Source organism: Candidatus Bathyarchaeia archaeon (assembly GCA_038882715.1).
In the GTDB taxonomy this organism is placed as follows: Archaea; Thermoproteota; Bathyarchaeia; order Bathyarchaeales; family DTEX01; genus DTEX01.
In genome coordinates, this window is the sequence record JAVZNR010000003.1 from 14,808 (window position 1) to 37,524 (window position 22,717).

The 22,717-nt window shown below is 49.4% G+C and carries 31 protein-coding genes; 7 read left to right on the forward strand and 24 right to left on the reverse strand.

All coding sequences use genetic code 11. From position 1 onward, the window contains the following. Positions 1-8: 8 nt before the first annotated feature. From QXR61_02460 to QXR61_02530, 15 genes are all read right to left on the reverse strand, one after another. Positions 9-1,091 (reverse strand): polyprenyl synthetase family protein, encoded by a 1,083-nt coding sequence (locus QXR61_02460; GenBank protein ID MEM3756812.1) that lies wholly within the window; start codon positions 1,089-1,091, stop codon positions 9-11. Positions 1,092-1,097: 6 nt separating this feature from the next. Then, complete coding sequence (gene fni, locus QXR61_02465; protein ID MEM3756813.1) at positions 1,098-2,234, reverse strand: type 2 isopentenyl-diphosphate Delta-isomerase; 1,137 nt, start codon at positions 2,232-2,234, stop codon at positions 1,098-1,100. Further along, the gene (locus QXR61_02470) at positions 2,209-3,015 is read right to left on the reverse strand and encodes an isopentenyl phosphate kinase (GenBank protein MEM3756814.1); all 807 of its coding nucleotides are present in this window, start codon (positions 3,013-3,015) and stop codon (positions 2,209-2,211) included. The genes fni and QXR61_02470 overlap by 26 nt, the downstream gene beginning before the upstream one ends. Continuing rightward, positions 3,005-3,994, reverse strand: coding sequence for a mevalonate kinase (gene mvk, locus QXR61_02475; GenBank protein MEM3756815.1), 990 nt, complete (start codon positions 3,992-3,994; stop codon positions 3,005-3,007). Before mvk ends, QXR61_02470 begins: the two co-directional genes overlap by 11 nt. A gap of 17 nt (positions 3,995-4,011) precedes the next feature. Then, on the reverse strand, positions 4,012-4,896 hold the full coding sequence (gene amrB, locus QXR61_02480) for an AmmeMemoRadiSam system protein B (GenBank protein MEM3756816.1): 885 nt from the start codon (positions 4,894-4,896) through the stop codon (positions 4,012-4,014). A 56-nt stretch (positions 4,897-4,952) separates the two neighbouring features. Continuing rightward, entirely contained in the window at positions 4,953-5,624 is a 672-nt protein-coding gene (gene rpsB, locus QXR61_02485; protein ID MEM3756817.1) for a 30S ribosomal protein S2, read from the reverse strand. Between the two features lie 23 nt (positions 5,625-5,647). After that, positions 5,648-6,898: a phosphopyruvate hydratase gene (eno, locus tag QXR61_02490; protein MEM3756818.1), complete on the reverse strand. Its 1,251-nt coding sequence runs from the start codon at positions 6,896-6,898 to the stop codon at positions 5,648-5,650. 5 nt (positions 6,899-6,903) lie between these two features. Next, complete coding sequence (locus QXR61_02495) at positions 6,904-7,122, reverse strand: DNA-directed RNA polymerase subunit N (protein ID MEM3756819.1); 219 nt, start codon at positions 7,120-7,122, stop codon at positions 6,904-6,906. Between the two features lie 32 nt (positions 7,123-7,154). Further along, entirely contained in the window at positions 7,155-7,574 is a 420-nt protein-coding gene (locus tag QXR61_02500) for a 30S ribosomal protein S9 (protein MEM3756820.1), read from the reverse strand. A gap of 16 nt (positions 7,575-7,590) precedes the next feature. Beyond that, on the reverse strand, positions 7,591-8,025 hold the full coding sequence (locus QXR61_02505) for a 50S ribosomal protein L13 (protein MEM3756821.1): 435 nt from the start codon (positions 8,023-8,025) through the stop codon (positions 7,591-7,593). 8 nt (positions 8,026-8,033) lie between these two features. Then, complete coding sequence (locus QXR61_02510) at positions 8,034-8,396, reverse strand: 50S ribosomal protein L18e (GenBank protein MEM3756822.1); 363 nt, start codon at positions 8,394-8,396, stop codon at positions 8,034-8,036. After that, positions 8,393-9,208 (reverse strand): DNA-directed RNA polymerase subunit D, encoded by an 816-nt coding sequence (locus tag QXR61_02515; GenBank protein ID MEM3756823.1) that lies wholly within the window; start codon positions 9,206-9,208, stop codon positions 8,393-8,395. The genes QXR61_02510 and QXR61_02515 overlap by 4 nt, the downstream gene beginning before the upstream one ends. A 115-nt stretch (positions 9,209-9,323) precedes the next feature. Next, on the reverse strand, positions 9,324-9,728 hold the full coding sequence (locus QXR61_02520; GenBank protein MEM3756824.1) for a 30S ribosomal protein S11: 405 nt from the start codon (positions 9,726-9,728) through the stop codon (positions 9,324-9,326). Then, positions 9,725-10,279: a 30S ribosomal protein S4 gene (locus QXR61_02525; protein MEM3756825.1), complete on the reverse strand. Its 555-nt coding sequence runs from the start codon at positions 10,277-10,279 to the stop codon at positions 9,725-9,727. The genes QXR61_02520 and QXR61_02525 overlap by 4 nt, the downstream gene beginning before the upstream one ends. Positions 10,280-10,284: 5 nt before the next feature. After that, positions 10,285-10,737: a 30S ribosomal protein S13 gene (locus tag QXR61_02530; GenBank protein MEM3756826.1), complete on the reverse strand. Its 453-nt coding sequence runs from the start codon at positions 10,735-10,737 to the stop codon at positions 10,285-10,287. A 212-nt stretch (positions 10,738-10,949) separates the two neighbouring features. Here QXR61_02530 and QXR61_02535 point away from each other — a divergent pair, with 212 nt between their 5' ends. The 3 genes from QXR61_02535 to QXR61_02545 are packed head-to-tail and all read left to right on the forward strand — an operon-like array spanning position 10,950 to position 12,287. Next, a complete protein-coding gene (locus QXR61_02535) occupies positions 10,950-11,180 on the forward strand; it encodes an Lrp/AsnC ligand binding domain-containing protein (protein ID MEM3756827.1) in 231 nt (76 codons plus the stop codon). An 18-nt stretch (positions 11,181-11,198) separates the two neighbouring features. Continuing rightward, the gene (locus QXR61_02540; protein ID MEM3756828.1) at positions 11,199-11,423 is read left to right on the forward strand and encodes an Lrp/AsnC ligand binding domain-containing protein; all 225 of its coding nucleotides are present in this window, start codon (positions 11,199-11,201) and stop codon (positions 11,421-11,423) included. 45 nt (positions 11,424-11,468) lie between these two features. Then, a complete protein-coding gene (locus tag QXR61_02545; protein ID MEM3756829.1) occupies positions 11,469-12,287 on the forward strand; it encodes a D-aminoacyl-tRNA deacylase in 819 nt (272 codons plus the stop codon). Here the strand turns inward: QXR61_02545 and QXR61_02550 are convergent. From QXR61_02550 to QXR61_02570, 5 genes are read right to left on the reverse strand one after another with little or no spacing between them, the layout of a single operon-like run. After that, a complete protein-coding gene (locus QXR61_02550; protein ID MEM3756830.1) occupies positions 12,284-13,153 on the reverse strand; it encodes a 50S ribosomal protein L10 in 870 nt (289 codons plus the stop codon). The genes QXR61_02545 and QXR61_02550 overlap by 4 nt on opposite strands. Beyond that, the gene (locus QXR61_02555; GenBank protein ID MEM3756831.1) at positions 13,153-13,812 is read right to left on the reverse strand and encodes a 50S ribosomal protein L1; all 660 of its coding nucleotides are present in this window, start codon (positions 13,810-13,812) and stop codon (positions 13,153-13,155) included. Before QXR61_02555 ends, QXR61_02550 begins: the two co-directional genes overlap by 1 nt. 57 nt (positions 13,813-13,869) lie before the next feature. Beyond that, positions 13,870-14,376: a 50S ribosomal protein L11 gene (locus QXR61_02560; GenBank protein MEM3756832.1), complete on the reverse strand. Its 507-nt coding sequence runs from the start codon at positions 14,374-14,376 to the stop codon at positions 13,870-13,872. 5 nt (positions 14,377-14,381) lie between these two features. Then, positions 14,382-14,840, reverse strand: a complete 459-nt coding sequence (locus QXR61_02565) for a transcription elongation factor Spt5 (protein ID MEM3756833.1) — start codon at positions 14,838-14,840, stop codon at positions 14,382-14,384. Position 14,841: 1 nt separating this feature from the next. Continuing rightward, positions 14,842-15,051: a protein translocase SEC61 complex subunit gamma gene (locus QXR61_02570; protein ID MEM3756834.1), complete on the reverse strand. Its 210-nt coding sequence runs from the start codon at positions 15,049-15,051 to the stop codon at positions 14,842-14,844. 131 nt (positions 15,052-15,182) lie between these two features. On the opposite strand from QXR61_02570, the gene QXR61_02575 reads away from it, so the two are divergent. Together QXR61_02575 and QXR61_02580 are read left to right on the forward strand one after the other, a co-directional pair. After that, the gene (locus QXR61_02575; protein ID MEM3756835.1) at positions 15,183-16,343 is read left to right on the forward strand and encodes a TIM barrel protein; all 1,161 of its coding nucleotides are present in this window, start codon (positions 15,183-15,185) and stop codon (positions 16,341-16,343) included. A gap of 37 nt (positions 16,344-16,380) precedes the next feature. Continuing rightward, complete coding sequence (locus tag QXR61_02580) at positions 16,381-17,712, forward strand: hypothetical protein (GenBank protein MEM3756836.1); 1,332 nt, start codon at positions 16,381-16,383, stop codon at positions 17,710-17,712. Between the two features lie 53 nt (positions 17,713-17,765). On the opposite strand, the gene QXR61_02585 is transcribed toward QXR61_02580, so the two are convergent. The 4 genes from QXR61_02585 to QXR61_02600 form a co-directional block, all read right to left on the reverse strand. Next, positions 17,766-18,308, reverse strand: a complete 543-nt coding sequence (locus QXR61_02585; protein ID MEM3756837.1) for a molybdopterin-dependent oxidoreductase — start codon at positions 18,306-18,308, stop codon at positions 17,766-17,768. An 84-nt stretch (positions 18,309-18,392) separates the two neighbouring features. After that, positions 18,393-19,463 carry a hypothetical protein gene (locus QXR61_02590; GenBank protein MEM3756838.1) on the reverse strand — a complete coding sequence of 357 codons (1,071 nt, stop codon included), beginning with the start codon at positions 19,461-19,463 and terminating at the stop codon, positions 18,393-18,395. A 26-nt stretch (positions 19,464-19,489) separates the two neighbouring features. Continuing rightward, positions 19,490-20,563 carry a uroporphyrinogen decarboxylase family protein gene (locus tag QXR61_02595; GenBank protein ID MEM3756839.1) on the reverse strand — a complete coding sequence of 358 codons (1,074 nt, stop codon included), beginning with the start codon at positions 20,561-20,563 and terminating at the stop codon, positions 19,490-19,492. A 153-nt stretch (positions 20,564-20,716) separates the two neighbouring features. Then, the gene (locus QXR61_02600; GenBank protein ID MEM3756840.1) at positions 20,717-21,106 is read right to left on the reverse strand and encodes a PRC-barrel domain-containing protein; all 390 of its coding nucleotides are present in this window, start codon (positions 21,104-21,106) and stop codon (positions 20,717-20,719) included. A gap of 108 nt (positions 21,107-21,214) precedes the next feature. Here QXR61_02600 and QXR61_02605 point away from each other — a divergent pair, with 108 nt between their 5' ends. Continuing rightward, positions 21,215-21,898, forward strand: a complete 684-nt coding sequence (locus QXR61_02605; protein ID MEM3756841.1) for a hypothetical protein — start codon at positions 21,215-21,217, stop codon at positions 21,896-21,898. 191 nt (positions 21,899-22,089) lie between these two features. After that, positions 22,090-22,686 carry a hypothetical protein gene (locus QXR61_02610; GenBank protein MEM3756842.1) on the forward strand — a complete coding sequence of 199 codons (597 nt, stop codon included), beginning with the start codon at positions 22,090-22,092 and terminating at the stop codon, positions 22,684-22,686. The last annotated feature ends 31 nt before the right edge of the window (positions 22,687-22,717 follow it).

The following is a 22,717-nucleotide window of genomic DNA, read 5'->3' on the forward strand; positions in this document are numbered from 1 at the left end:
CATCTGAACTAAATTTTTCTTTGGATAAGATACTCTGCGAGCATCTTAATCTTTTTCTTTGCTTCAGACTCGGGTAGAAGATTCTCTACGGCTTTCCAGCTGTCCTCAACTATCTTTGACGCAACCTGCTTAGCGTATTCGACTGCACCATACTTCTTGATTATCTCGATGGCTTTCTTCTTTAAGGCTTCGTCCCGCGTGTGCATGCCAAGTATTCTCAGCAGCTCCTCCCTATCATTTTTGTCGGCTTTCCTTAGGGCGTGAAGCACCATCAGCGTTATTTTCCCCTCAGTTATATCCATGCCTAAGCCGCCTTTCCCCTTAGCGAACTCTTCACCGACAATGTCTAAGATGTCGTCTTGGATCTGGAATGATACTCCTATGGACTCTGCGAAAAACCCGATCTTCTCTGCGGTCTCTTCGCTTGCACCGGCTAAAACAGCGGCCATCTTAGCGGCCATCCTAGCTAGGGTGCCAGTCTTATAGGCGCACATCTGCAGATAATGCTCTTCAGTCAGGTTCTCCGCCTGAACTAAACCCCTATGCCAAGCTATGTCGATCGCCTGACCAAGGCTTAGGTTAGCCATCTCATGCACATATATCTGATATAGTTTTCTAGCCTTTTCAGCCGGTATTTTATCGCCCTTCTCGCTTAGAACTATTAGGGGCAGGAAGTACATGGCTTGCGAGAGGTTTATGGCGACGTCTAATCCGAAAATCCTGTATGTGCATGGCTTACCCCTCCTCATTTCAGACGAGTCCTCGATGTCGTCCGCTATAAGCGTGCCGTTATGGATAACCTCCGGTATTATTGCGAAGTCTAAAGCATCCTCCATGTCGCTTCCGCCTAAAGCCTCATATATCAGCAGGAAGAGGGCGGGGCGCCAGCGTTTACCGCCCCTGTCAAGGAAATCCCATAGGGGCGCGCTCACAGCCTTATTTAACGCTTCGAAGTCCAGCCGATATCTTGGCGGAATAACCTTAAAGATCAACGTTTCCCCGGAGAGCGTTCGCGGCAGATATTTTTCAATACGCTCGTTTATGATCTTGGCTTTCTCTTCAAGTAAAGCCTCTACGTCTATTTGAGCCATATTCTTCTAAATCCTCCTCCTAGCGTAAACATCGGGGTCAAATCCTCTCGCCTTAAGCCATTCGGCTGTCCTCCCCAATATTATTAGGGGCGTCCTCTTCAACTTTTCTATTGAGTCCGCGCCCACCAGAAACATTATGCTCCTCAACTGGATGATCAGCGTGTTTAAGGCGCTTCTCGTCTCCTCGTATCCTCTGTAAGCGGGAGCAAGGATTGGCTTAGCGATCCCTGCCAGCGAAGCCCCTAGGGCTATGGATTTAGCCACATCCATCCCGGATCTTATTCCGCCGGACGCTATAACCGGCAGTTTTACGGTCTGCGTAACTTCAACTAGGCTTACGACCGTCGGTATGCCCCAGTCCCAAAGCATCAATCCGAGATCGCGGCTAAGTGGAGAACCCTGCTCAACAGCCCTATAATATTCGACGGCAGCCCAGCTTGTTCCACCAGCCCCAGCGACATCTATGCAGGCTACGCCAGCCTCCTCAAGCATCTTAGCGACCTCGGCCGATATGCCTCCGCCAGTCTCCTTAACTATTACGGGCACATCTAGGCTACCGGCGAGCACCCTTATCCTATCTATTATTCCAGCGTAAACTTTCTCGCCCTCCGGCTGAACAACCTCTTGGAGGGGGTTCAAGTGCACTGCTAGGGCGTCAGCCTCAATCATCTCGACGGCGCGCCTTATCTTGGAAATATTGTTCTCGGCTGCGAGCTGGGGGGCGCCTATGTTGGAGACTATGAAGGCTGTGGGAGCCTTCTCCCTAACAATCCTATATGTTCGCTCTAGGCTGGGGTCTTCAAGCGCCGCCCTCTGGCTTCCAACGCCCATGCCTAAACCCAGATCCTCAACAGCCCTAGCTATTGCAGCGTTTATCTCTATGGATCTCTCTGTTCCACCGGTCATACCCTCAACTATTATTGGGGCTGAAAAATTATGGTTTAGGAAAACTGTTTCGGTTCTCACGTCGTCTAGGTTTACCTCTGGAAGAGCCCTATGTATTAGGAAAACGTCCTCAAACCCAGCCGTTATGCTTTTTGCCTCAACATCCCGTTCAAGGCATATCCTTAAGTGATCCTCCTTCCTACTCGTTATCTTGTTTACGCCCCTCTTTCCTTCATCTCTTAATGATCCTTGTTCCAATAACCTCTTCACCCTTCAAGGCTCTATAAACGTTACTAGGCTTTAAAGCATTTATAATGAGCACCTCGACGCCGACAGATGCCGGAGCCATCAATTCAGAGAGCTTCCCCATCATTCCACCCGTCACATCAATGAATCTTGAGCCGCCAACCCTGCCCACTAAGCTCTCTAAGTCGTCGACGGTTATCTCCGCGATCAGCCGCGCGTTGGAATCCGCCTTCGGATCAGCCGTATATAGGCCGTCAACGTCGACACCGACAATTATTCTCTTCGCGCTCAACTCAACGGCCAGCCTAGATACTATTTGGTCGCCTGAGAGTATTGCGAAGCCAGCGTCACGGTCGAAGACAGCGTCGCCGTATAGGACTGGGATGAAGCCTAGCTTAACAGCGTTTTCCAGCGCATCCATGTAAAGGCTATGGATTCTGCCGCTCCTAGTAACTATGAATGATGATGGCGCTAAGCTGAACGCTGGAAGCCCTTTATTGAGCAGGGCTTCGACAACCAGAGCGTTCAGCGAGATCATAGCGTTATGCGTTTTAGAGAAACCTATCATTTGGATCGGCTCCTTAAGGCCGCTGGGAATCTTGTATTCGGCTGCCAGCGGATGCCCGAAGCTGCCTCCCCCATGAACTACTATCAGCCGTGAAGGCTGCGCCTCCAGCGCCTCAGATATCTCCTCGGCAAGCCGCTCTATCGCGTTCATGTTTGGGGTTAACGCTTTATCCTTAAACGTTATAACCGACCCGCCCAGCTTAAGTATCGTCAGATTACTGCTCAACCCTAACGCCCTCCCGGCTCATACATGTTATGAACGCTCTTCCACCTGCGCTCCTAATAGCCTCAACGATTTGATCAGTTTTCCCTGGAGGGGACAACGCTATGATGCAGCCTCCTCCGCCAGCTCCGGTTAGCTTCGCGCCGAGCGCCCCAGCCCTCCTAGCGGCGTAAATAAGCCTGTCGAGCATTTCGTTGGATACGCCTAAGGCGCATAGGAGCGCGTGGTTGATGTTCATTAGGTCACCTATGGTCTCAAGGTCGCCGTTTTGGAGGGCTTTAACGCCTAGGTCAACTATGGCTTCGCCTGAATCCATTATCCTATCCACCACATTTGGATAGCGCTTCCTTACCTCGCTGACACGTAGAACCATTTCTCCGGTTATCCGCTTAACACATGTGTCACCGATGATCAGCGGTAGATCTAGCTTGGCGTCAAGGCGCCTTATGCCCTCGCCTTTACGGTAAACTATGAGCCCGCCGTAGGTTGATATTGCCGGGTCAACGCCGGACGGGTTCTCGTGGACTGTTCTCTCGGCTTCAAACGCGGCTCTAAAAATATCGTCTTCACCAACATTTAGTTCGAGAAGGCTGCTCACAGCGGCTGCAGAAGCCACGGAGACAGCGGCCGATGAGCCCAGCCCAGCTGCAACCGGGATTAAGGAGTCAACCTCTATTCTGACCCCCAAATTACCTTCCCCTGCAAGCGACAGAATTTTTCTGGCTGCGACGTATATTGGCAGAAGTCTCTCCCCGCCCTCTAGGCCCCCCATGATCGGCTGATAGGCTCCGTCGATTGTGAATAATCCTGAGACGCGCATAGATTTAGATTCAACAATTATTCTTCCGCTGTTCTCTGGCCTCGCGGTGGCGTAAGCCCTCAGGTTTATCGCCATAACTACCGATGGCTTACCGTAGACGACGAAGTGTTCGCCGAATAAAATAACCTTCGCCGGAGCTGAAGCCTTAGATAGGCTCTTCAAATGGGGCCCCTTTTCTTCTACCTGCTTATCATGATGGCGGCGTAACCTACGACTGCGGATTTGTCTCCCGTTATGTCTCCGCTAGTCTTATAGCTGAGCAGCTCAGCGCTCTTGGCGCCAACCTCCTTCGCGGCGGATACTAAGGCTACCACTGGGCCGTAGCCGCAGGCGGTTATATTACACGACTCTAAAATTGAGTAGAAGAGCTCCTCGTTAAGCTGTATGACCGCTTTTATGGCCTCCATGTCCTTCTCATATGCCTGCCTATGCGGCTCATAGTGGGTCCAATCCGTTGAAGCTATTATGGCAGCGTTCCTGTTCTGTATGGCTTTAGCCAGCGCTCTGCCAACTTCTCGCCCAGTCTCCAGATCCTGCATTAGAAAGCATATTGGAACAAACTTGAACGATAAGCCAGCTAGACCATAAATGTACTGTAGGAAAGGCAGCTGAACCTCTATTGAATGCTCGTAGGCGTGCGCTGAATCATCCACATCAATTATGTCTGATTGGCGGAGAACCTCTTTGGCCAGATCGCTGTCAACCTCAACGTCTCCGAGGGGTGTGCGCCACACACCCTGATCCATTATGGCAACGCCGCTTCCAATACCTTGATGGTTCGGCCCCAAAATAACGAAGACGTCAACTTTTCCGTCTAGGGCTAGGCGGTAATACGCGTTAGCGGCCACCGGGCCGGAATACATGTAGCCCGCGTGGGGGCATATGAGGCCAACTATGTTTCTGGGGCCTTTTTCAGCCACGGCCGGAACCTTGCCCGGGCCGAACCTATGTGTGAAGCACTCCTCTATCTGCCTACTTAAGGAGGTTTTTGAGCCAGCGTAAAAGCTCCCAGCATACTTTGCATACCTGATTTTAGGTGACAGAGTATTCTCCTCCGTAATCAATCTAGAATAAGGGTTCTCCGAAAATATAAAGTGTTAGCTTAAAAAAATAGGGTTTTTCAGATGTTCTCCTGCTGAGCCTGAGTTTTCTCGACGAGCTTAACCTCAAACTCGTCTATTGGCACTGGAAGGTCTCCGTCGGGCGGGATCTCACCCCTCTCGCGTAAAATCTGCCTGGCCAGCAGCCAGTATATTACTGCGAGGGCTCTTCTACCCTTATTATTTGTCGGTATAATCAGATCTATGTTTGTGAAATCGTTATCCGTACTGCATAAAGCCACAACCGGTATGCCTATTTTAACGGCTTCCCTAATGGCTTGAGCATCCGCGCGTGGATCTGAAACCAGAACAACGTCCGGCTCAATCCTGCCGGGGTAAAGCGGGTTCAAGAACAATCCCGGAATGAATCTTCCAAGAATAGGTGTCGCCTTAGTGTACTCGCAGAACTTTGCGACGGGCTCTCTGGCATAGAGCCTAACGGCTGTTGCAGCGACCTTCGGCGGATCAAATCTGCTGAGGAACTTTGCCGCGATCCTTATTCGCTCATCAATCTTCTTTATATCCAGGACAAATAAGCCGTCGCCCCTAACCTTATAGATGAAGGGCTCCATATCCCTAGTCTTAATCTTTGTTCCAATGTGTACTCCAGCCGAGAGGAGGACGTCTTGCGGCAGAAGAAGGGCTTCAGCGGCCACGGCATCTGTCTCATCTTTAGTTTTATCTTCAGGCATCAATATCTTCATCCCCAGTAAACCTAAACTTTTAACCTAGCCATTTTAGCTTTCTCGCCCAAGATCTCTTCAATGTATATTAGCTCATTGATTTTAGCTATTCTCTCGCCGCCTACAACGCCCGTCTTTATTATGGGGCAGCCGAAACCTACGGCTAGATGCGCGATGTGGAAGGCTGTTGTCTCACCAGACCTGTGGGAGACTATGGGCACGTAGCCGCTCTCCTTAGCGAGCCTAACCGCCTTCCAAGCACCCGTTAAGGTTCCGACCTGATTCACCTTTATTATTATGGCGTTTCCAGACCTCTTCTCCACGCCTATCTTTAGGCGATCCTCGTTTGTAACGAATAGGTCGTCCCCGCAGATCAAGCAGCCCTTAACCTTAGATGTGAGCTCGCTGAAACCTTCGAAATCTTCCTCGTGGAATGGGTCCTCAACGTAAATAAGCCTGTATTTTCCTATTAAGTCTAAGATGTAATCTAGCTGCTCGCCCGGATCCCTTTCAACGCCCTCATTCACATATATGTACCGCTGTTTATCCGGATCCCACAATGATGATGAAGCCACATCCAGCCCAACCCTACATTCAAACCCGACTTCGCTGGATACTTCCTCACACGCCTTTGAGACAACCTCAAGCGCCTTCTCGTTAGGTATGGTTGGAGCCCAAGCCCCCTCGTCGCCCTTCCCACCAGTAAAATACGGATCCACCTTAACGAGCAAGTCTCTAACCTTCCTATGAACCCGAACGTTTGCCTCAGCCGCCGCCATGAAGTTTGGGGCGCCTACCGGTAGGACAAGGAACTCCTGTATGTCGGGAGCTTTACCCAGAGCATGCCTCCCGCCGCCGAGGACGTTTCCAAGAGGGTATGGCAGCTGACACGCCAGATATCCGCCCAGATATTGGAAAAGCGGCATATTATATGAGTTGGCTGCGGCGTCGGCGGCCGCCAAGGAAACCGCGTAGGCGGTGTTTCCGCCAATATTCATAAAGTTCTTTGTTCCATCCACATCATGTAGGAGTGCGTCTATCTCCTCCTGTTCGTCGGCGTTCATGCCTATGAGCTCGGGCGCGATGATCTCCTCAACCTTTCTTATGGCTTCATCAACCCCTCCCTGCGGATACGCTACGGCTTCAGCTTTCCCCTTGCTTGCGCCGCTGGGCGCCGATGCAACGCCGAACCCATCCACAGTGGTTATCTCAACCTCAATTGTTGCTTCCCCTCTACTATTAAAGATTTTTCTGGCTTTGACATCCTCAATTAAAGTTGACATATTTATCACTGCTCCTCAACCTCAGCCATCTTCTCATAAAACCTTATTATATCATCTATTATTTCAATATGCGAGAGAAGCATGCGCCTACAACAGTAGCGCGTTAAACCCAAACTATCTAAAACTTTACCCGGATGCTCTCCGCTCTTAACTCTCCTAGCGAACTCCTCCCATTTATCTCCAATAAGCTTACCGCATGTGAAACATCTAACCGGGATTATCATATCACTCATCCTTCCTAAAAGTAAGCAATATTTCACCTATAACTCTTCTGGTCCCTGGCCCTAGCGCCTGGGCCGCCAAACTTTTTAGGTTCCTTTCTCCTCGGGTCCCCAGCTATCAGCGTCCTATCGAACTTTAGGAAGGCGGATTTCAGGGATGCGCTCTTAGTCCATTTTACAAGCGCCCTTGCGATAGCCATCCTAGCCGCTTCAGCCTGCCCCATGAAGCCGCCTCCCGCAACGTCGACGTTTATATCCAAGTCCTTCCAGACATCTTCGCCGGCTTCCATAAGCACCTCTAGAATCTTTAAACGTGCAACTTCAGGCTCGTATATTTCTAAAGGTATATTGTTGATGCGGATCCTACCCATACCGGGCTTAACTACAGCCCTCGCTATGGCCGTTTTCCGTTTTCCGCTCACAACTAAAACTTTCTTCGCGGGTAAAGCTGGCATCACATCCACCTCCCACTCAACCGATAATGTACTTAGATAGCTCGGAGACCGTTATACGCGGCCCCCTCAACCTGCTGGCGTCGGCTTCTGGTATGGTTTCCATAGGCTTACCCTTAAGATCCTCCGGCACACTCATATAGACTCTCAGCCTTTTTAAGGCTTCTCTTCCACGAGGCTGCTTGTAAGGCAACATTCCACGTATAGCCCTCTTAACTATGCGGTCTGGTCTCCTGGGGTGTAGAGGCCCCCTTCCAGGGTGCCCTATCTGAAGGTAATCGTGATACTGCTGAATTATCCTATATTTATCGCCAGATATAACCGCGCCCTCAGCGTTCACAACTATAATCTTCTCTCCGTTGAGAAGCCTCTTAGCGATCACGCTAGCCATCCTTCCGAGCACAAGACCCTTCGCATCAATTATAGTTATTTTACCGCTGTCTTGACCGCTCAACTGCCCTTTCACCCAATTATCTTAACATTTGAGCCTTTAGGATTCAATTCTATAAGCTCAGGTATGGATAAACATTTCCCTTTAGCGTCAACTATTTTTTGGCGCGCCTGCCTCGAGAAGTCGAATGCGGCAACCGTAACCGAATGTGTAAGTAAACCAGACCCTAAAACCTTTCCTGGAACAACAACCACGTCGCCATCCTGCGTGTAGCGGTTTATCCGGCTTAAGTTGACCGCCACTCGTCTTCTGCGCGGCTTAGAGAGATGTTCGGCCACGGTTCTCCATATTCTGGCATTATTCTTCCTAGCAGCCTTCCTCAACGTGTACAGTAATCTTATCAGGTTAGGGTTTGTAGTCTTCACGCTCCTCATTCCCTCAACCCCTCAAGCAGCTTCATAAATTCAGTAAACTTCTCCTCATAGATTTTTAACGCCTCAAAAATTATGCGCTCCACGGGTAAGGAACCTGTTGACTCAACATAAAATATGAATGTGGTGTCATCCCAGCTTACCTGTATCGGTGGGGGCTTAATCCTGCAGACCCTGACGCAGTCCGTGCATAGCGTGCACTCCATCTCCCTTACGACGACAACCTTATCTCCCTCTTTGGCGAAAACCTTTCTCGGGCAGATTTCAACGCATTTCCCGCATCCATCGCACCGGGCATAATCTATATTCACTATCGGCTTATACCTGTAGGTGCAGGCTGAAACAGGCTGCCACTTAGCGTGATCCTTCCCTCTGCCAAGCTTAGCATATGCCTCAAGCATTATTTTTTGCCCAGGCGCGAGCTTAACCACCGGGATCTTGTCGCTTACCGGAACTATGTTTGGGTTTTCTGAAACAAGGTCTCCGGAGTAAACTGTGCGCACACTGCCCTTAGCCTCAACGTTAAGCGTTAATACCGCTCTACAAAGAGGGCAACCCAACTCGCTTTTACAGGTACATTTTTCAGGAAGATTGTAGGAGTCTAAATCCGTCTTTAGGGGTATTAAACCAAGCCTTAAAGCGAGAACCTCATCATGTAGAACCGACGAGTTCTCATATATTACAATATCGTCTATGGCCATCGTCGGGACTTCAGATAGAATTATTCTTCTAAGCGTGTTGGCCAGTGAAGGGTTTATACCCTCAATTATGAAATGTGCTGTTAAATCGCTCCTCTCAAGCACTGTTACGCGCATAGTCTAGTTCCTCTACGCTGACGGAACATTAAGCAATACTATATTGCTCCTCACATAAGAGCGCAGAGAAATATTTCAACCTTTCCCCTGAAAACACCCTCTGTAGGCTTAAGGCTTATACTCTTCTACCCCTACGCCCACCAGGACGCCTACATCCATCATGAGGAAGCGGCGTAACCTCTTCTATGCGCCCAATCATTTTGAAGCCAGCTCTGGCAAGAGCCCTTATAGCCGCCTGAGCCCCTGGGCCAGGCGTCCTAGGCCCGGTTCCTCCGGGCGCGCGAACCTTTATGTGTATGGCGTTTATACCTTTATCTTTAGCCACCTGCGCCGCGTATGCGGCTGCCCTCATAGCCGCGTATGGCGTGGACTCCTGCCTATCGGCTTTAACAAACATTCCTCCGGAGGCCCTTGCAATTGTCTCTGCGCCGGATAGGTCAGTTATATGAACTATCGTATTGTTATATGAGCTATATACGTGGGCTACACCCCACCTTAAATCGGACTTCCTGCTGCTCATCCTGCCCTCACACCTCCCTCAGCTTTAGGCGCGGCCTCTATAGATATTCTTAATGGATGATCCGGATTGCTGAGCGGGCTTGCAGGCGCATAAGTTACGCTTTCCTCCTCATCTTTAGGCACCAGGTATCCCGGCGAGTAAACAACCCTGCCATTAACAGCTATGTGGCCGTGAACTATTAGCTGGCGGGCTTGGTAGGGCGTTTTAGCCAACCCCTTCCTAAACACTATCGTCTGCAGCCTCCTCTCAAGGATATTTTCAACAGTCATGTCTAAAACATCGTCCAGCACAGCGTTCTCGGGAAGCATCCCCAGACGCTTCAGCTTACCGAGAAGCTGAGCCTCAAGTTTAACCCGGCGCTCAGCGCTCATCCCTAGCAGGGATCTGGCGACCCCTCTAAACTTTGACAGCATTGTTTTCGCACGCCAGAGTTCACGCTTATTCCTTAAGCCATACTGGCCTAGAAGCACGAGCTCATTCTGTAGGACATCGCTTCTCCAAGGGAATCTCGGCGACTCATACTTCTTTTTCGGCTTCTTTGGGTCGCCCATGCGATCTATCCCCTCTTCTTCTTGGCTACACCGACAGTCTTACCGGTTCTACCGGTAGTCCTAGTTCTCTGCCCGCGAACCTTAAGCCCATATGCGTGGCGGTAGCCGCGCCAAGACCACAAGGCTTTCTCGCGCTCTATGTCGGCTTTAACCTGTAGATCTATGTCTGAGGAAATTATGTGTCTGTCCTCACCTGTCTCGACGTCCTTGCGGCGGTTGAGGAGCCATGCTGGGAGACCGCTCTTATCTAAATTCTTTATGAGTTTCTCAATCTCCTCAATCTTTTCGCTAGGAAGATAACCTATACGCGTCCAGGGTGAGAGCCCCACCTTTTCAGCTATGATGCCGGCCAGCCTTAACCCTACGCCTTTAACATCACTTAGAGCGTCCACTAGGGTTTTCGACCCATCTAAATCTCTATCTATTATGCGAACTATATGCCTGTATTCGGTCGCCATTCCGTTGACCTTCCACGCTTTCAGCAATTATCAAGGAAAGTGCGACTTTTTATTTAAATATATCGCTTAACTCTACCCTTTAAAGCCGAGTTTTCCAGCATAGGCTATGTGCATGTAGGAAATAAACTTGTTTTGATGGAGGGTAAAACGTTGACCAAAAAGCATTAATCTTTTGTCAGCTAAAACATATATTAAGGTATGGGGGGCGGCTTTTGGTTTCAGCATGCGTGTTGATAAGGACTGAGCATGGAAGATTTGAGGATGTTGTTAAAGCGATGAAACAGTTAAGAGGCGTTAAAAGAGTTTTTCCAGTTTTAGGAAGATACGATGTTGTAGCGGACATTGAGGCTGCAGACATGAAGGAGCTGGGCTCAACGGTTCTTAGGATCGGTAGGTTGAGCGGCGTCGTCTTCACCGAGACCCTTGTGGAGATAGAGGCTTAGCAATTTGGGGTGGAAGCCATGTTAAACGCGTGTATATTAGTGAAGGTTGTTCCAACTAAAGCTGAAGCGGTTTTAGAAGCCATTAGGAAAGTTAGCGGCGTAAGAAAAGCGTACTTCACATATGGAAGGTTCGATATAGTGGTTTTTCTTGAGGCAGGGGACTACGCTGACCTTAGGAAGGCGACGACTATAGTGAATGGGATAAACGGTGTGAGGAGCACCGAAACCCTAGTGGAAGCATAAACCGATATAACAACATACCCTTTTTTATTTTAAGGATGGAGAGAGATGATATTTTTCATAGCTTCTAAAATGGATGTCGCTGGATTAAATATAGCTAGGAAGCTCATAGAGCTGTTTGAGTTTAAAGAGGGCGATGAGCTTTTCCTCGGAAACCCGGTTTACGTGAAGAGGGTTAGGGGGTCGGAGACGGCTAAGCTCGTTTTCGTCAACGATGAGCCTGTTAAGACGCAAGACATCCCGTATCCCAGCGACCTGAAGATAGCAATATTCATATCGAGGCACAGCAGTAGAAGCGGAACACCGACGCTGTCAGTCCACACTCCGGGAAACATCGGCGAAGCATCCCTAGGCGGAATAGCTGGAAAAGTGTCCATTTCGCCGGCAAGCGCCATGAAAGCCGCCTTGCTTGAGATGAAGAAGGCTCAGGAGGAGATGAGCCTCCCCTACGAAGTCTCCTACGAATGCACGCATCACGGCCCCTCGCTGGATTTCCCAGCAATGTTTGTTGAGCTCGGCAGCTCAATCGACCAGTGGCGTGACCCTAAGGCTGCTGAAGCGGTTGCTAGGGGAGCTATGGCGGCGGCTGAAAACGAAAATGTTTATCCAGCGGCTTTAGGCGTCGGCGGGCAGCACTATAACGATAAGTTTACCCGAATAGCTTTAACGAGCGATATAGCCTTCGGCCACATGATTCCAAAATACGCTTTAAGCCACCTCGATGAGCCTATGCTCAGACAGTGTATAGAGCGCACAGTTGAGAAGGTTGAAAAGATTATTTTAGACTGGAAGGGTATGAAAGGCGATGATAAAGGCAGATTAATGGAGATTATAGGGAGAATAGGCCTAAATACAGAGAAGGTTTAGGAGCCCTGCCTCTTTTTAATCTCGGCCTCTAGGGCTAGAGCCTCCATATGCGCTCTTAAGAGTAGTTCTGGCAGGGTCTCCGGTAGGAAGACCCCTGCGTTTAGGGCTAGGTTCCTAGCTTCAAAGACGGCTCTATGCAGCAGAAAAGTTATTGTTTCCGGCATAGGATATACGGCATTGAGTGCTAGGTTTATAGCGTATGCGTGGGCTTCCCCAATGCTCTTTTTGTAATCCTCAAAGTTGAGCTTTAAATCGTTCTCTGAGAGCACAAATCCCTCATCATATATGGCTTTAAGCGATAGGCCGAGCTCTATCGGTTTGAGGCCGAGCTTCGAGAGGGCTGCCGCAAGGCTCTCGTTTATAACCTCACCCTTCCTAGCCACAACAGTGTCCTTGCTGACCCATACGCTCCCGCTCTCGATGCGCGTCGGTATGCCGACGGCGTTCAGCTGGCTGATTATCGGCCCGGGCGGTAGACCGGTGTTGCCCGCCGGAACAACTATGTCTTCGGTCGCTATGTCTCCGGCCTTAGCTGGCACCTTAACCTTGCTTCTCTCTAGGAGTAGCGCCAGCTTAAATGGGTTATGGTTCGTGAATATGTAGACGTTTGAACCCTGCATATATTTCTTTAGCTCATCTACGTTGGCGTACCCCAGTTCTCTAAATGCGCGTTCAACCAGAGTGTTCTTGTAAACCTTTAGTTTAGCTATGCCCTCAAGCTTACGCCTTATCTCCTGCAGCTGCTGAGCCCTGACCTTATGTAGGCCTGCGATACCTATAGTGCGGTAGCTTGCCGCTAAATCTTTTATCTCCCTAATCTTCTCAGACTTGTCTAGTAGCGTCCTGCGGGCTTGAACCAGCAACATTAATCCTCCTCGATCTTAACCTTAATCGGGGGGCCCATAGTCGCTTTAACGTAGATTGAGGCTATATTCTTGATTCCCCTTTTAAGTTTTCCCTCAATCCTACTTAAAACCGCCTCAATATTATCGATTAACTCATCATCGCTCATATCCTCTGTTCCAACCCTGCAGCTCAAGACAGGTTGACCCCTAGTTCTAACCATAACCAATCTCCTGTGCCGCTCAACCTCGCGCTCTATGTCCACCGTTGGGGGCACGGGCGTAGGCATTTTACCCCTAGGGCCGAGTATCGCGCCGAAAACTCTGCCGACTAGAGGCATTAACGGCGCCGTCGCAATGAAGGAGTCGGATTGTTTGGCTATCTGCCTCTGCCTCTTCTTATCGCCCATGAGGCTTTCAATCTCCTCCCTCTCCAGAACCATGTCTGCGCCGGCTCTCCTAGCCCTTAAAGCAGCGTCGCCGGAGGCGAAGACGCATACGTTAACTTTTTTCCCTATTTGGTGTGGCAGCTCGATAGTCTCCTGTATCCTGTTCTCGGCTTTACTTACGTCGACATCCCGGAGATTTATGATGAGCTCTATGGATTGCTTAAAGTTTTTCTTCGGAGTTTTAGCCCTCAGCTCCCTTATTGCTTCAACCAGACTGCTTCTTTCCACGGGCATTTTCAGGCTCAACCCCAATAATGTAAGAATTACGTGGATGTTTGAAGGATAAAAATGTTATTGTTTTGTCTCCTCAGCGCTTTTAATTGCATCATCATATTTTCCTTCATCGATCTCTCTCAGAACCGTTTTAGGATCCTTACCATCAACTGTAACACCCATGCTAACACAGCTGCCGATAATCTCTTTAACAGCCGCCTTTAAAGTCTTAGCCAAGAGATTGCTCCGCTTTATCTTAGCGATCTTTATGACCTGCTCCATTGATAGGTTGCCAACTTTCTCGGCGTTAGGTTTCCCAGAGCCCTTCGCTATGCTAGCCTCCTTAATAATTAGGGCTGAGGTGGTCGGTATGCCAACCTCAACCTCAAAGGTCTTCGTCTCCGGGTCAACGATCACTTTGACCGGAACCTTCATCCCAGAGTATTCCTTAGTCAATTCGTTAATCTTGTTCACCACGGCGACAACGTTTACGCCTAGAGGCCCGATGGCCGGGCCTATAGGTGGGCCTGCTGTCGCCTGCCCGCCGCTCACAACTAGCTCAACAATTCTTTTCTCAGCCGGCATTCTTCTCACTTCCCCTTTGAAACTAGTCTCACATAGTCTGCGTGAACAGTAACTGGCAACGTGAATGTTGCCTCCAATAACTCTATGGTTATCTCACCCTTACTTTTATCTATGTCAGTTATCTTAGCTCTCATGCCCCTAAACGGCCCGCTTATAACCTCAACGATATCGTCAACATCGAGCTCATCGATAACTGATTTTACCACAACATATTTCTCAATTTCCGAGAAGGGCAGGGCGCCTGAAACCCTTGATTTAACATGCTTTATGTTGGCTGTGGCCCTCTCAACCCAGTGGGGACCGTCAGCCTCAATAAATACGTAACCCTTAAGGTTTTCAGGTACAAGTATGGCCTTAACTGGAATATTGTTTGTTTCAACGCGGCCCATTATGATCATGGCGACGTTCCTCTCTTGGCCGACAGTCGTGCTTACGGCAAAGAATCTTGATTCCTCAGCACCCATTTCAGCCACCCACCAGATACCAGTATAGGCTGAGTAGCTGGACGCTTGCCCTAATGAAGGAGGCGAGCATGTATACTGCGAAGCCTATTGATCCAACTATGGCTACTCCTAGAAAACACAGTTTTATGGAGAGCCAAAGCTCATCCCTATCAGGTTTCCTAGCGAGCTTGAGCAGTCTTGCGCTAGCCTTTATAAATGACGTTAGCCCCAAATTAAATTCCACCGTCATTTACTCAAAGAGGTAAGCTTATATAAAAGTGTAGCGCCGCAACATTTAGCCGCCTAGCTTATTAACGAAAACGTTTTACGCTATGCGCCCATAATTATTTTCTGGTGTCATTTATGGTTTTCATGGATCTACGCAAACAGAAGATTAGAAGAAGTAAAGAGGAGATGCTTAAGCATCTAAAGAGCTTCCGTTTAGAACCCAAGTTTTCAATCGGCGTCTGGTACTTCTATCCGGGCGGCGGAAGGTTTCATGAACCCTACGTAGAGAGGGGTTCAATCCACGATGTGCTTAGGAAAGTCGCCGTAATGTACGATAAAGGGGTTATCGACTCAACATTCGGTTTAGAGGCCCATTACCCAAATGAGGTCAACTACGATCTGCTGGACGAATATAGGAGCCTCCAGAAGGAGACCGGTGTGAGGCTGATAACCGTTGTTCCGGGATTATTCTATGATAGGGTCTTCGAGTTTGGGTCTCTATCGAACCCTGATCCGAAAGTTAGGAGGATAGCATTACAGCGGACAATAGAGACCTTGAGGCTGGCCAAAGAGATAGACGCGGATTTCGTTGTTGTTTGGCCCGGTATAGACGGCTATGAGAACCCCATAGGAACAGAGTTTTACTCAATGTGGGATAACTTTGAGACCGGTCTCGCCGAAGCCATGGACGCTGTTCCGGGCGTTAGGGTTGCTATAGAGCCTAAACCCTACGAGCCTCGCGGAAACAATATTTATAGGAACACCGCTAACGGCATTTTAATGGCTAGAAATGTTGAGTCTCTGCTGAAATCCGAGGAGAATAGGAGGCTTCTATCTGAAGGCCACGCGCTTGTGGGATTGAATCCAGAGGTTGGCCATGTCTTGATGGGGCATGAGGAGCTAGCCTACGCTTTTGCCTCAATTATGCGTGAGGGGAGGCTTGCGCACACTCACTGGAACAGTCAGCCTCTAGGAAACTATGATCAAGACTTAAACGTCGGTGTGCTCGGCTTGGATCAAATGTACGCGGCGCTGCTAGTGCTGAAAATGTATGGCTATGAGGGGCGCTTCGGGATAGACATAAACCCTGAGAGGATGCCTGTCGAAGTCGCCATAGCATTAAACGTTAACGCTTTGAGGGCTGCATGCGAGAGAATAAACAGTTTAGATTTCGATAGGCTTGTGGAGGCGATGTATGATCCGGCGAACAATAGGGGTGTAGCCGAAGACGTTATGACGAGATCCTTAGCGCCAGCCTTAACCCGCCTAATAGATATAACGCGCCTATTCAAGTGATCAAGCGACTTATAGGGCGGCGGTGGAGAGTGGAGGATTGAAGCTCGTCGTTATTGGCGCCGGCAGTTTGGCTTTCACGCCGGAGCTTTTAGCTGAGATGGCCACTTCAGATGTGTTTAAGGGTATAGAGATAGGGCTTGTGGATATAGATGAAGAGAAGCTCAGGGTGATGGAGAAGATAGCTTCGAGGGTTATCGATGAGACGCGCGCCGAAATCAGTGTTGAAGCCAGCGCTGATAGAAGAGAGCTCCTGAGAAACGCCGACTTCGTCGTTATAACTATCGCTGTCGGCGGGGTTAAGGGCATAGAGACCGATGTTAAGGTTGCTGAGAAATACGGCGTATATCACACTGTAGCGGACACAGTTGGCCCGGCCGGCTTCTCGAGGGCCCTTAGACATATACCGCCTATCGTGGAGATATGCAGGGACATTGAAAAAATATGCCCCAAGGCAATAGTTTTCAACGAGTCGAACCCCTTAACCACTATATGTAGGGCTGTTAGAAAAACGACTAAAGTTGATATTGTGGGCTTATGTACGGGTGTTAGGGGGCCGCGCCACATCCTATCGAGGGTTTTAGGATGCAGGCCTGAAGACGTCAGATTCATTTCGGCTGGGGTCAACCATTTGACGTGGATTCTAGAGGCGTATGTGGATGGGAAGAATGTTTACCCGGAGTTTAAGCAGAAGATGAGGATTATGAGGGACGAAGCCCTTAAACATGGTAAGCCCTTCAACGCGCATGTTTCCGTCGAGCTCATGGAGACCTTCGGCCTATATCCGGTTCAAGGCGACGCTCACGTGGCTGAGTTCTTCCCATACTTCCTGCGCCCAGAAACAGATTATGGAGCGAAATACGGGCTTAAGCTCTTTCCGGGAGACACGATTTACAGCGAAGAGTGGCGGAGCAGGGTTTGGGACATGGTTTTAGGCTGGGCTGAGGGGAAATACCCCATAAAGGAGCTGGTTGAGAAAAGGATGGGTGTAACCGAGCACTCATTCGTATATGAACTCATGGAGATAATTTTAAGCGGCAGAGTTCAGTTCTTTGAGGGCGTTAATATACCTAATGACGGATGCATAGATGGGCTGCCGGATGAAGCCATAGTTGAGATCCCAGCCGTAGTTGGCCCATTCGGTTTCAGGGGCCTAAAAGTTGGAAGGTTGCCGAAAAGCATAGAGGCGATACTGCAGCACAGAGTGGCGCAGCAGGAGCTCACGGTTGAAGCGGCCTTAACCGGAGACAGGGAGATTGCGCTGCAGGCATTGTCCCTAGACCCCATGGTTCCGACGCTGAGCGTGGCTAAAAGGATGCTGGACGACTACATTGAGGCGCATAAGGATTTCCTTCCACAATTCCAGAGGTGAGAGCGGCTGAACCCCCTTTAATCACCAAGCATTTTTTCTTAATGGCCTCCCAGCTATTCTTGTAAACCCCTAAAGGGCTCAGAGGGATAGCCCCTCCTCTCCCAGTATCCGAGCTTCTCGTCCTTTAAAACCTCCACTCTGTAAACCCATTTAGCCCACTTGTAACCATACATTCCGGGGGCGACGAGCCTAGCCGGATAGCCGTGTTCGATCAGTAGGGTTGCGCCGTTCATTTTTAGGGCGAGCATAACGCACATCTTCCTAACATAATCCATCTTGTGGTTAGTGGAGTAGCCGTCTAGGGAGTGGAAGAGTAGGGTTGAGGCGCCGTCTTTAGGCCGAGCTATATCGAGCAGCCGCCTCACGAGGACGCCTTCCCATTCGGCGACCCCTATCAGGGAGCCGCCGGGCATGTTGTCGTAGCATTCCAGAACCTCAATTAATCTGGTCTGCGGCAAAGCCCTTATCTCGTCGTATGAGAGGGAGAGCGGCTTCTCAACGTATCCGTCCACTGTAAGGCGCCATTCCTCAATATTTACGTTTGGGATCTCACCCTTCTGGATAATGAAGAACTTCTCGTTAGGGGTTAATGACACGCCCAACCTTAACGCAGCCACACTTAACTCTTTAGCAAATAATATTCAGGTCAACTCAGCATAAAAGGGTTTTGTGAACCCTTCTTACCTAGCGCCATACTTCTCCACCAGCCTCAGAACCCTATACGCTTCCTCCACATCGCTACACCATGTTTGCAGGAATAATCCCCCATGCTTAAGCTCCTCTAATAGGATTCTTACTTCCCATGGCTCGCAGCTTATATGGAGGCACTTCCCCGAATCCAGTATCTTCCGGCATACATGTATCCACTTGGATGCCGGCGGCGAGCCTGCCCCCGGAACCCACTGTATCCCATCTATCGAGTCCACCTCTAGAAGTATGTCCAAGTTGCCCAGAGCCATAGGTCCATCCAAATGGAATATCGAGTTGTCAAGATGCCTAGACAAGGCTACCTGCTCCTCTAGGAAAAACTCTCTAAACATTTTTGGGGAGACCAGCCCAGAAAAATCGTCTTGTAGAGGGAAGAATTTTCCTCTGGAGTAGGCTGGTATCCAGCTTATTGAACCCTTCTGGACGCGTGAAATCTTCCGGTAAAAGGCTTCAAACACCTCGATGCATATTTCAGTCAGCCTCCCAATAACTCTTTTAACCTCTTCCGGATGGGTGTAAAGCGCCCTCACAAGGTTCCGCGTACCCATCATGGCTGCTAAAGAGTCTCCGCCATAATGAAGGTCCGGTATGCCTACGAGAAAGTTTCCTTCAGCGGCCTCGCAGACAGCATCCATTATATTATTCATTGCCCTCCACCACCTGTTAGATTCGTTCAGGGAGGGCTCGAAGCCCTCCAAACTATTTAGGAAGGGCTTAACCCATGAAGTATGCTCATCTAGGAATATGAGGTCGCCGCCGAGGAAAGCCGTGAGCTGATTGGGGCCTAGGTTCGGCCAGTAGGCTGGTATAGCGTCGCCTAGAAAAGCTGTGCTCTCAAAGTAGAGTTCAACCTTCTTCAACACGTAATCTATGTTCGTCCACTTCTCCTCAACTGTTTTAACAGCCGGCAGCGTTACGCTCCGCTCAGGTTTTCTAGGGGCGGTTATGTGGATTAAAGGCCGATCCAGAATCTCCCTGTCCCAGAAGGCGTCGAAGCGCTGTTTTATGGCTTCAAAATCTACCTCGCTTAAATAGGATCTCAAAACGCTGCCTCCCATAGCCTCACAGCTTAATATCCGCCGGTTTCAGAATATATTTTAACCGGGTATCTGCCATGTTTCCTCCAAACGCTTGTGGCCGCCAGCAGCCCCTTCTCCCTATATCCCGCCGGTATATCCTCTGTGATCGATAGCATGAAGCGGTCGCCGGGAGCAGCCTCCCTCAAGAGACTTAAAACGTATTCTTTGACTCTGCTGGGGCTCTCCAGGAAGATTGATTCAGGAATGTTGAGGCTTACGATTTTCCCATCCCATGCCTCTCTAGCCTCCTTCAGCGGCAGGTCGCCCATGGGTGGAGGCGTAAACGCTTCAACAGCGTCTAGATCCGTTTTCGCAACCAAGTCTTTTAGAGCCTTAAGCTTCCCATCCATGTGATCCTCTAAGATCTTGTCATGCTTGCGTAGAAGCCTATGCTGCCTACTGTAGAATGGCATAACGTATTTCTCATAGAGTTTCGGGCTCACTATCACGCTATTTATGTTATCTGTTCCATTCACAACTTCAGCCGGGGACTCCGCTATTATCTTATAGCGCTCGTCAGCCCTCTTCTCTAAAGCCCTCAGAAGCCTCTCAAACTCTTTAGGATACCTGTGGAGCGCAACAGCGAACATCTCATACCCCATAAGCTCGATTTGAAGCTCTTGAATCGGCGAGCGCCCAGCCCAAACGAACACTATTCCATCATCGCCTAGATTACGCTCAGCGTCTAGGAAAGGCTTATAGTCGGGAACATACCGCGTATCCTCAGCTATAAACTCAACAACCTCAAAGTCCGCCAAGCCCTTAATCGGATGCTCTACGATCCAAGATGAGCCTGCGCCCTCCTGTAAACCGATTCTCTGCTTCATCGAAACGCTGCCAACAGGGGTATGGAAGCTCGTATATACGATGTTGCCTAGACTCCTCGTCTCAACGCGGACATGAGGCATCTCAGCCCTCCAAACCGGAGCTGAGACCTTTAAGCCTAAACCCATATTCCTAAGCCTGCGCTCAAAGTAGCCCCTAGGAAGCAACCCATCATAAATTAACCATGGTATTCTATCGGGTTCCCCGCCGCGGTAAACGGTCATCACCCTCCTCCTCACATTCAAATCGACACCTCCATAAACCTCAAGAAAAACTTAGTTTGGGAGAGCATTTAGCAGGTAGCCTAATCTTAAAGCCTTCATGTTAGGTTTGCGGGCGAGTTTAAAGTCTAGCAGCAGATATACGCATTATATCTTTTATCTTTTGATCGATTAAGCGTACTTCCTGCATTTATAGCAGTACCATCTCTGATATTGGGGTATCCACGTAAGCGGGCCTTTGCAGGTTGGGCAGACCGGCGCCTGCGCCTGTTGTGGCTGTACCTGCTGCACTTGCTGAACCTGTTGTTGCTGGGGCTGCTGCGCCTCTAAAACCTGCGCTGGCCGCGGTTTCAAGAGGACGAAGTCTCCTACGGATTGCACTTCCTCCCAAGGCACCTCTCTTGTTGAGCCGTCTTTCCCCTCCACGTATAGCGATATGCCCATTCTTCCGATAGTGAAGCTTATATCCCTAACAGTCCCCACTAGATAGCCGTCCCCATCTATGACCTGCATGCCGATTAAACGCTCTCTCGTCACGCTTCTCTCTCTCGCCTGCGCCATATGGATCTCTCCAATCAGCCTCAAGATCTATTATTTTGAAGCATAGTTAATTTAAGCTTTGTTGGGCAGCGATAAATTAATAAGGTTGGAAGACCATAAAAGTAGAGCATGTCGAAATCAATAGAATCCATTTCTAAAGGCTTAGATATCTCAATGAAGAACCCTATGCTGCTGGCCCCCTTCGCCGCCCCAATTATCGTGCAATGGTTTTTCTCCGCGCTCGCCCAATTGTTCCCCATAAGATACTATTTTATCGAGGCGCCGAACCCATTCATACTCATGTTCGGCTCATTCGTCGCCGCGATTTTAGGCTTCGTGGCCGCCTGCATGCTCATAGATATGGTTAACGACGTCCTTAACGGTCGGCCGATAGATTTACGCAAGAGCCTGAACCTTGTAGTTAGCAGAATCGGCACGTTGATCGTCACTGCTGTGATTGCGGCTTTATTCAGCATAACCGTGATATTGCTTCCAATAGCCATGTTCATAGTCGTCATAGCTATAATTGAGGAATTAGACGCTGTTGAAAGCGTGAAGAGAGCCTTTAATTTCGTGTTAAGTAATGTGGGTGAAGTCGTGGTCTTCATTATCCTCGTAATAATTGTAGGCGCAGCGTTCTCGTATGTTTTCTCGCTAATCCCAATAGTCGGATCATATATAGGGGCAATAGTAAGCTGGCTGTTAAACGCCATCTTCACCGTTTCAGCAGCATACTTCTACATCTCGTTAAGACCTCCTCCACCTCCACCGCCACCGCCGCCTCCTCCACCTCCGCCCCCTCCGCCAGAATAATCGCCCTCACATAAAAAGGATATTTTTCGTAGGAAATCAACGTGTACCGCCCAAAAAAAGGTTTGAACGCCGCCTCAATCAGAACAAAGATTTAAACTATCAAAAAAGAGAAAAGCGCTCATCAACCCCTAGGGCGCAAATATTTTAAGTTTTAACATTTTACAGTTTTAGAGAGTGTTGGAGGATCACTATTGTCGTTCCTGAAGAAGATGGCTGAGAAGGTTACGCCCCCAAAAGTCAATTTAAAATTAAATCTTAGCGGGGACGTCTTCTCTCTTGGCGGCGATCTTAAAGGAGAATTGATAGTGTCTTCTGACGAGGATTTTGACGCCGAAGACATTAGATGCGAGATACAGTGTGTTGAGTCGGCTAAGGTTCAGAAACGGTTCTACGACCAAGCCCTGAAGAGGGAGGTTATTAGGGAGGTTTGGGAGTCCGCCACGCTATACTCCGCAAAACCAAGCCTCAGCGGGCCCATACATATTTCAAAGGGTTTTTCAGGCAGCTTTCCCTTCAGCATCCCGATCCCGATCACAATGAAGCCAACCTCTAAGGGGATAGATAGAAGGGTTATGTGGACAATTAAGGGCGTCGTGGCGGTTAAAGGCAGGCCGGATGCCGTTAGCCCAACTCTTGAGGTTCAAGTCGCCCAGCCGACAGCCGCCCCAGTTATAAAGGAGAGGGAAGTTATCCGCGAAGTAGTTATGGTTCCATGCAAATACTGCGGGACGCTCTTCCCGCAAACGGATACAGTATGCCCCCACTGCGGCGCTAGAAGAACAGCGTAGTCTAACTTCCCTAGACCTTACAGAATAAAAA

Excerpts from the sequence above, each read along its gene's own strand:
- QXR61_02460 (MEM3756812.1), bottom strand. The coding sequence starts at position 1,091 with ATGGCTCAAATAGACGTAGAGGCTTTACTTGAAGAGAAAGCCAAGATC.
- rpsB (MEM3756817.1), bottom strand. The coding sequence starts at position 5,624 with ATGCCTGAAGATAAAACTAAAGATGAGACAGATGCCGTGGCCGCTGAA.
- eno (MEM3756818.1), bottom strand. The coding sequence starts at position 6,898 with ATGTCAACTTTAATTGAGGATGTCAAAGCCAGAAAAATCTTTAATAGT.
- QXR61_02495 (MEM3756819.1), bottom strand. The coding sequence starts at position 7,122 with ATGATAATCCCGGTTAGATGTTTCACATGCGGTAAGCTTATTGGAGAT.
- QXR61_02500 (MEM3756820.1), bottom strand. The coding sequence starts at position 7,574 with ATGCCAGCTTTACCCGCGAAGAAAGTTTTAGTTGTGAGCGGAAAACGG.
- QXR61_02510 (MEM3756822.1), bottom strand. The coding sequence starts at position 8,396 with ATGAGGAGCGTGAAGACTACAAACCCTAACCTGATAAGATTACTGTAC.
- QXR61_02515 (MEM3756823.1), bottom strand. The coding sequence starts at position 9,208 with ATGCGCGTAACAGTGCTTGAGAGGAGCGATTTAACAGCACATTTCATA.
- QXR61_02520 (MEM3756824.1), bottom strand. The coding sequence starts at position 9,728 with ATGAGCAGCAGGAAGTCCGATTTAAGGTGGGGTGTAGCCCACGTATAT.
- QXR61_02525 (MEM3756825.1), bottom strand. The coding sequence starts at position 10,279 with ATGGGCGACCCAAAGAAGCCGAAAAAGAAGTATGAGTCGCCGAGATTC.
- QXR61_02530 (MEM3756826.1), bottom strand. The coding sequence starts at position 10,737 with ATGGCGACCGAATACAGGCATATAGTTCGCATAATAGATAGAGATTTA.
- QXR61_02540 (MEM3756828.1), top strand. The coding sequence starts at position 11,199 with ATGTTAAACGCGTGTATATTAGTGAAGGTTGTTCCAACTAAAGCTGAA.
- QXR61_02545 (MEM3756829.1), top strand. The coding sequence starts at position 11,469 with ATGATATTTTTCATAGCTTCTAAAATGGATGTCGCTGGATTAAATATA.
- QXR61_02550 (MEM3756830.1), bottom strand. The coding sequence starts at position 13,153 with ATGTTGCTGGTTCAAGCCCGCAGGACGCTACTAGACAAGTCTGAGAAG.
- QXR61_02555 (MEM3756831.1), bottom strand. The coding sequence starts at position 13,812 with ATGCCCGTGGAAAGAAGCAGTCTGGTTGAAGCAATAAGGGAGCTGAGG.
- QXR61_02560 (MEM3756832.1), bottom strand. The coding sequence starts at position 14,376 with ATGCCGGCTGAGAAAAGAATTGTTGAGCTAGTTGTGAGCGGCGGGCAG.
- QXR61_02565 (MEM3756833.1), bottom strand. The coding sequence starts at position 14,840 with ATGGGTGCTGAGGAATCAAGATTCTTTGCCGTAAGCACGACTGTCGGC.
- QXR61_02575 (MEM3756835.1), top strand. The coding sequence starts at position 15,183 with ATGGTTTTCATGGATCTACGCAAACAGAAGATTAGAAGAAGTAAAGAG.
- QXR61_02600 (MEM3756840.1), bottom strand. The coding sequence starts at position 21,106 with ATGGCGCAGGCGAGAGAGAGAAGCGTGACGAGAGAGCGTTTAATCGGC.
- QXR61_02605 (MEM3756841.1), top strand. The coding sequence starts at position 21,215 with ATGTCGAAATCAATAGAATCCATTTCTAAAGGCTTAGATATCTCAATG.